Origin of the sequence: Listeria valentina (assembly GCF_011800755.1) — a bacterium.
Classification (GTDB): Bacteria; Bacillota; Bacilli; order Lactobacillales; family Listeriaceae; genus Listeria; species Listeria valentina.
In genome coordinates, this window is record NZ_JAATJW010000089.1 from 1 (window position 1) to 6,870 (window position 6,870).

Here is a 6,870-nt window from a genome sequence, read left to right on the forward strand (position 1 = left end):
ATCACACTTTTTGACTTTTTTATGTAAAAAGGAAAAAAATACTTTTTTATGATAAACTAACTCCTATAGATAAACAAAAACTCACAAAGATTTTTATATTTCCAAAATTTTAAAACTGTGTTTTCTTATTTCTAAGATTGGGTCCTGCATTTGACTAAAGGAGTATGATGGACAATTGAGGGAAGATGGGAAGATATGTGCATTAAGTTTAATGCAGTATTTAAAAAAACACGGTTCATTTGTTTTAAGCACGTCATTGCCGAATGAACTTAAGATTTACTCTCATGTGCAAATCAATGAGATTTTAAACACGCTATTCCACTACCATTTAGTATTCAAAATTTATGGCAAACGCGGATTAGAAAAATATACTTTAACCAATCGTGGAAAATATGTAGTAGATAAAATGGACAGCAGCATCTAGTAAAATCAACAAGTCAATGCAGGACTCAACTTGCAAATAAATAAAAAAGCTGTCAGAAAACAATAATTCCGACAGCTTTTTAAAAGATTAACTTCCGATTGTAATTCGAGTTGGAAGACTTTCGATATTATTACTAATTTGTGTAACAGTTGCTTCCGCACCAACAACTGCATCATTTGGATTAATAGCAACGAAGAAGTATCCTGCAGCATTCGCTATGCCTGAATAATTTTGTCCACCAATTTGAACAACCACAAATGCATTTGGACTGACTTGCCCAGACACTGCAGAAGCTCCCGGAAGAATAGTATTAATACTTGGGCTTCCAGGATAAACGATTATCACTTTACTTTCAGCACGCCCAGAAATAGGGTCTGTGGCTGTGATTTCAATATTTTGTCCTGCTCTATAAGACTGACTCATTTGAATCATAAATGTCCCAAAAGCAGAAGCCTCCCCTTCATAAATACGATTGCCGACTTGAACCTTGATTTTACTATTAGGAAGGGCCATTCCTGTTAAAATTCGGTCTGTATCTGTTATCATATTAACTCCAAGTTTAAAACTTCCTTGAACAACTTTCCCGCTAGTTATCGGACTCTTATGTTGTCCATCTGTTGAATAGACTGAAATCAAAGAATCTACTGGATAGGTATGGTCTAACAAAACTTTAAAGTTTCCTTGTCCATCAGTTTTTGCTTCATAACTATCTGTGGAAATATTTAGTTTGACTGTTGTATTCGGATCTGCTGTTCCAGAAACTACAGTATCTTGGGTTGTTACTGTATTCAATATTGGTGCTTTAAGTTGAATGGTTCCTTGAGTTACATACATATTTGTAGTAGAACTCTCTACGCCACCTTTTACTCCATATGCAGAGACAAGCGTTCCTGCAGCATAAGTTTTATCAAGTTGAATCGAAAATTTATGTGTAACTGGATCTGGTTTCGCAGTATAGCTTTGATTTCCCCCAAAAGTAACAATTACTTTATCCGCATCTGACTCCCCTGTTAAGACTTTTTCAGTTGAACTCAGCGAATTCAATTTAGGTGGAGTAACGACTATTCCTTGTTCAGCATAGATAACTGTATCAGAACTACGTTCCCCATCTATTATAGCACGAGCGGCAATTTTCGTTCCCGCAGTTAGTGGCCAAAGTTGCACACTAAACTTGCCTGTATTCGGATCCGGATGAAGTTGCATCGTAGCATGCTGAAGTTCAACCTCTACAAGTGGTGCACTAGACCACCCTGATAAAAAATTATCTGTAGTATTTACTGGATTTAACACAGGAGGTTCAACAGTTATTCCTTGTTCCACGTAAATGCTCGTTCCAGAACTACGCTTTCCTTCTTTCACCCCGTATGCGGTCACTTTTGTTCCTACCGCAAGCGTGTGTCCTAAATTCACACTAAACTTTTTGGTGTTTGAATCTGGATATGCCCTATAAGTATTATTACCAATTTGAACTTCTACAAGCGACTCATTCGATGTCCCCGTTATAACTGTATCCCTTGTCGTCACTGAATTTAGTTTAGGCGGTTCAACATAAATATCCCTTGGTTGAACAAAGACTGTGGATACAGGACTGAGTTGTCCATTTCTCTCACCATAAACATCCACTCTAGTTCCAGCAGGATAAGTTCTTCCCAGTTGCACGACGAAAGTTCCTACTCCTAGCTTAGTCGATCCATAAAAAGTTTGTCCGTTAATGACAACTCGAACGCCAGGTGCATTTGAAAATCCGCTAACAGTAGTATCGTTAGTATACATTGGTTGAACCTCTGGAGCTCTTAAATTTATTGGAACTACCCCTGTCATTGTTGTGTTTATCGTATCTACAATATTCCCTTGAGGATCAAATTGATAGACAATAACTTCTGATCCGCCAGGAAAAGTTCTTCCTAAATCAATACGAACATTGCCCCAACGATCTGCTTTTGAAGAAAAAATATTCCCATTAACGACCGCCGTAACTCCCCAGCAAGGCGTTGCATAGCCCGTTATTACACTCTGCTTATCTGACGGCTGATTGATTCGCAAAGGTTTATGTGTTGGTTTCCAAATTGGGAATAAAAAATCTGGACTGGCGTTGTCATAATTTTGGGCAGACGCTGTTTGTGAAACTAGACTTCCCGCAAAAATACTCGAAAAAAATAAAATTACAACAAACCATTTAAGTACTTTTCTCTTTTTTGTCATTCTGCTGCATCCCTTCTTTTTTCCTTTTAATTATAAAATATTGGGGCGAATTCGCCCCAATATTGTTAAAACACAACGACTGTACTTTCTTCACTTTTCACACCATTAACTTCAGAATAGCATTGTAAAGTATCAAAAGAAGCTACTGGTTTCGTAAGTCTAAATATTGCTTGACCATTTGAATTTGTCACTTCGTTAAGTACATCTGGACTTCCATGTTGTGGCGTGATACTCAATGTTACGAAGCTACCCGGATCAGCATTAACGACAATCATTTGGTCGCCTACTTCTGGAATTTTATTTGTTTCAAAAGTAGGAATACGCGGCACTACCGATTGGGGGACTATTTCACCTTTTTCTTTCATCGAAATTACCCATGCGGATACGGGAGTCCCTATTGGATATCTTCTTTCTAGATCAACAATAAAGTTCCCTTTTGCATCAGCCTTTGTTTTGAATAGACGATCTCCGACTTTAACTGTAACCTCAGAATTCGGGCGCGAAACGTTACCTATCGCATGTTTGTCTTGACTAGTAATTGGATTCAAAGTTATATCTAACTCCACTGAATCCATAACTATAGATTGAAATGCCGAACTTACATTTTTAGATTCGTCTTCTGCAGTTGCAGTGATGGTCGTCCCCGCTGGAAATGTTCGTGCTAAATCAATCGTAAATTTCCCGTTTTGATCTGCTTTTTTAACATATGAAGCAACGCTCCCATTCGGTAATCCTAAAGAAACTCGAACTGTAGCTAAAGGTTCTGTTGTCCCACTAATTTGTGTCTCATTGTCTAAAACCGTATTAAGAATTGGCTTCTCTGGAGCCGTTGTGTCTTTTACAGTGAATCCAACTGGGTTGCTTTCAATCCCAGATTGGCCAGTTGCCGTTACAGTTCCTTGTGTGCTTGCTGGGTAAGTCTCATTCAAGCGCACAACGAAGGCTCCATTATTATCCGCTTTAGCTGTGTAAAAATCTTGGCCAATGAACACTTTAATTTGTGAATTAGGTTCAGCTTGCCCTGTTACAGACTTGCTGGAATCCCCTACCACATCAACTACTGGAACAGCTGTTTTCACTGTTCCTTTAACTGTCACTACCGCTGGATCACTTTGATTATTTTGCGTATCCACTTCTACCACTTTAATTTTAGTTCCGCCAGGGATCGGTTTGGTCAAATTAACCGTAAAATGCTTATCTTCTCCAACTTTTCCGTATAGAACTTGATCATTAATGGATACAACTATCTGGCTTCCAACTTTACTTCCTGTCCCAGAAATTTGTTTCATCGTATCATCAACTGGGTTCACCACTGGAACACCTGGTTTGACTGTATCTACAACTAAAACTGTAGTAGCCTGACTTGCGTTTCCTGCTTCATCTACTGCTTTAACTGCAATTTTGTCGCCAACCTTGACGGGCTGAGTAAGATGAATAGAAAACTTGCTTTGTCCATTTCCTACAGACGCGTCATTTGCAATCCCTTTACCCACTAGATCTCCTTGCGCGTTTGTGGCTAAAATCTGAGCATTTGTTTCAGCTGAACCATTCAGAATTTGTTCGCTCACTTCAATATCTTTTGCAATTGGTTTATCAGGAGGAGTAGTATCTTGAACTTTGGCTGAAACTGCTTCGCTAGCACTACCACTTGAATCAATTTGAACAGCTGTAATCGTTTCATCGTAAATAAGCGGACGGTTTAAATCGATTAAAAACTGACCATTTTGACCAACTATTCCAGAACCAATTTCCTGACCTGAAGCATCTTTAAGGACTACATGGTTTCCTGCTACACCGCTTCCTTGAGCTTGTTTTTGACCAGCTTCAAGGGTGCTTAGCTTAGGTGATGGAACTTCTTCTGTAATGACTCCATTGTTCGGATCTCCCATTAAGTATCCAACGGACATAAAAACATTACTATATTTTGGTGCGTCATATTCTAATGTAACCGTGTAATCTTGGTCTTCTTTCGCCACAATCGTTTTTTTATACTGCTGCGGTAGAATTTGGTCATAATTACTACCAGCAGTCTTCACATCTCCATTAAAACTAATTGAAGCTGATGCATGATTAAGAACACGAAGTTGATAATACCACGAAAAATTATAAGTTTTCCCTTTTTTTAAGTGGAATACTCTTTGCGCTTTAAAAACCGAATTGCCGATATTGGCAAAATTAATATAAGCTGTATTATAATTTTTACCGCTCGGATCTTGCACTCTGCGTCCTTGCAAGAATGTATTTTGCACTGGAACATCCAAATCACTGGAATAGTTTAGCACATTCCACCCAGTTGAAATATCAAAGTCATTCGCGGCTGCTCTGGCTTTTACCGTGTTTGACTGGGTGGTTTTTGGATTGTTTTGTGCTTGAACAGCTTTTTCTTCAAATGGAACGCTTGCAAATGCAGTAGACGCTATCGCACCCGCTGCAATAAGCTTCACAAGCTTGCTTAATTTTGTTTTTCTCATTTCCTAAACCCCTCCGTCTGTCTTCTCAATATTACTTTTTAAAATGGTATACGCTCCCAAGAATGAGCATCAACCCTAGCAAACTACTAGCGATTGGAGAGTTATCCCCTGTAATCGGTAATTTAGCATTCATTCTCGCTTTACTTGCTGCTACCATCGCTGGAAGCTTTTCTTGATTTGAATTTTTGCCATTCAATATTTTTTCCATGTTACTAGAATTAGAAGTCAACGAAGCTTTTGATTGGCTCATACTATTTTTTGTGGATTTATTTCTTTTTTTATAGAGGTGCCCGAATTAGCGGCAGAAGAACCCGCTTGTTCAAGTTTTGATTCATTTGCATGTCCAGTAGTAGCACCATTTGATGAGGTGGACGGCTTTTCAGAATTTGGAATATTAGCAAAGTTAATATAAGCTACATTATATTTTTCACCAGCTGGAGTCTGTATTTGTCGTCCTTGCACAAAGGAATTCTCTTCTGCAACACCTAGGCTACTGGTATATTGCAATGCATTCCAGCCGCGTGCAATATTGAAGGCAGAATCAATCGCGGTGTTTTCTTGCGCAACTTGCTTTCAGTTTGAGAAGCCGGTTTTGAGTTTGTTGGGGTGTCAACTGCTAATGCAGTCCCCGCAGGAATCATCGCTAAGCTAACCGAAAGAATATTTACAATCAATTTATGCTTGGGAATTTGATGTGAAAGTTTTGTCATGTAATTCATTTTTCCCTCCTTTTTTCATACAATCGATCGTTCTCGTTCCACTCTCTAGTTTGCTCATCTTTCGATTTTTATCACCCCCTCAAAATGCCAGCTCCTACATATAAACCCCTTGACTCTCCTTTACAGCTTGTCTTAACTTCCTGAGGTGAATAACAATTTGGCGCTTTTTCAAAAGAATTAATCGTTCATCTACTAGTTTCTTGCAAATTTTTGAAAATGCTGTGGCATCAAGATCACAGTAATCTGCTAAAAAATAATGATTGATGACAGTCGGAAACTCATAAAAATCTTCCTCTTGATCAGCTCCTAGCGCATAAGCAGCATTGATTAAGCCAATTAAAACTCGGTCTCTTTGATATTTTCCGTTTATTCCCATTTTCACAACAAACTGATGCAGTTGCCTAGTAAGCTTTTTTAAAATAAATTCTGTGAAAACCGGGCGAATGGAAAGATAGTTCAAAAAATACTGTTTTTCTACCGAGATAAGTTCACATTTACTTAGTGCTTTAAGTACAAATTGATTTTCTTCTTTTGAGACAAAAACTCGATCAAAATCAACTAACGCTTCTCCTGCATAAAAACTGACTGTTCTTTCTTGCTTTTTTACATGCATAAATTTAATAATATAACCTTGCTTTAAAATGATGACTCGTCCATAATCTTCCTCGATCCGATCACCTTTATTGTATTCCTTGCGTTGTACTTGCTCTCGATTAAGTGCATTCTGTTCTAGTTCTTGAATGATATCTTCAACAGTAGCCTCTTTTTTTATTTCTTTTCTGTACATATTTCCACCTCTTTTTCAAAAATATCACTTAAAAATGGTTTTTATATTGTAAATAAACATTTTTATCGTGATTTTTGTTAAAAATTTGTTACTAAATTCTTTTTTTATGTATAAATTTTGTTTTTTTATCTGTCCTTTCTTTTAGCGTTACTTTAAAGCACAAAAAAACTTCTTGGATTTTCTCCAAGAAGTTTCAGACTGTAGACAAAGTAGTGAAAAACTTTGTTTACAGTCTTTTTTTAGATATACTTGTGATAGAACATACAT

Annotated in this window: 6 protein-coding genes; all 6 read right to left on the minus strand. The window is 37.6% G+C overall.

What is annotated here, in order from left to right:
• Window positions 1-511: 511 nt before the first annotated feature.
• The 6 genes from HCK02_RS12865 to HCK02_RS12890 all read right to left on the minus strand — a co-directional run bounded on the left by HCK02_RS12865 (window position 512) and on the right by HCK02_RS12890 (window position 6,603).
• Window positions 512-2,626 (minus strand): Ig-like domain-containing protein, encoded by a 2,115-nt coding sequence (locus HCK02_RS12865; protein WP_167630503.1) that lies wholly within the window; start codon window positions 2,624-2,626, stop codon window positions 512-514.
• A gap of 65 nt (window positions 2,627-2,691) precedes the next feature.
• A complete protein-coding gene (locus HCK02_RS12870) occupies window positions 2,692-5,097 on the minus strand; it encodes an Ig-like domain-containing protein (protein ID WP_167630504.1) in 2,406 nt (801 codons plus the stop codon).
• A gap of 31 nt (window positions 5,098-5,128) precedes the next feature.
• Window positions 5,129-5,293, minus strand: a complete 165-nt coding sequence (locus HCK02_RS12875; protein ID WP_167630505.1) for an LPXTG cell wall anchor domain-containing protein — start codon at window positions 5,291-5,293, stop codon at window positions 5,129-5,131.
• A 50-nt stretch (window positions 5,294-5,343) separates the two neighbouring features.
• Window positions 5,344-5,604: a hypothetical protein gene (locus HCK02_RS12880; RefSeq protein ID WP_425482896.1), complete on the minus strand. Its 261-nt coding sequence runs from the start codon at window positions 5,602-5,604 to the stop codon at window positions 5,344-5,346.
• Complete coding sequence (locus tag HCK02_RS12885) at window positions 5,583-5,816, minus strand: hypothetical protein (protein ID WP_167630507.1); 234 nt, start codon at window positions 5,814-5,816, stop codon at window positions 5,583-5,585. Before HCK02_RS12885 ends, HCK02_RS12880 begins: the two co-directional genes overlap by 22 nt.
• A 94-nt stretch (window positions 5,817-5,910) precedes the next feature.
• Window positions 5,911-6,603 carry a Crp/Fnr family transcriptional regulator gene (locus tag HCK02_RS12890; RefSeq protein ID WP_167630508.1) on the minus strand — a complete coding sequence of 231 codons (693 nt, stop codon included), beginning with the start codon at window positions 6,601-6,603 and terminating at the stop codon, window positions 5,911-5,913.
• Between the last annotated feature and the right edge of the window lie 267 nt (window positions 6,604-6,870).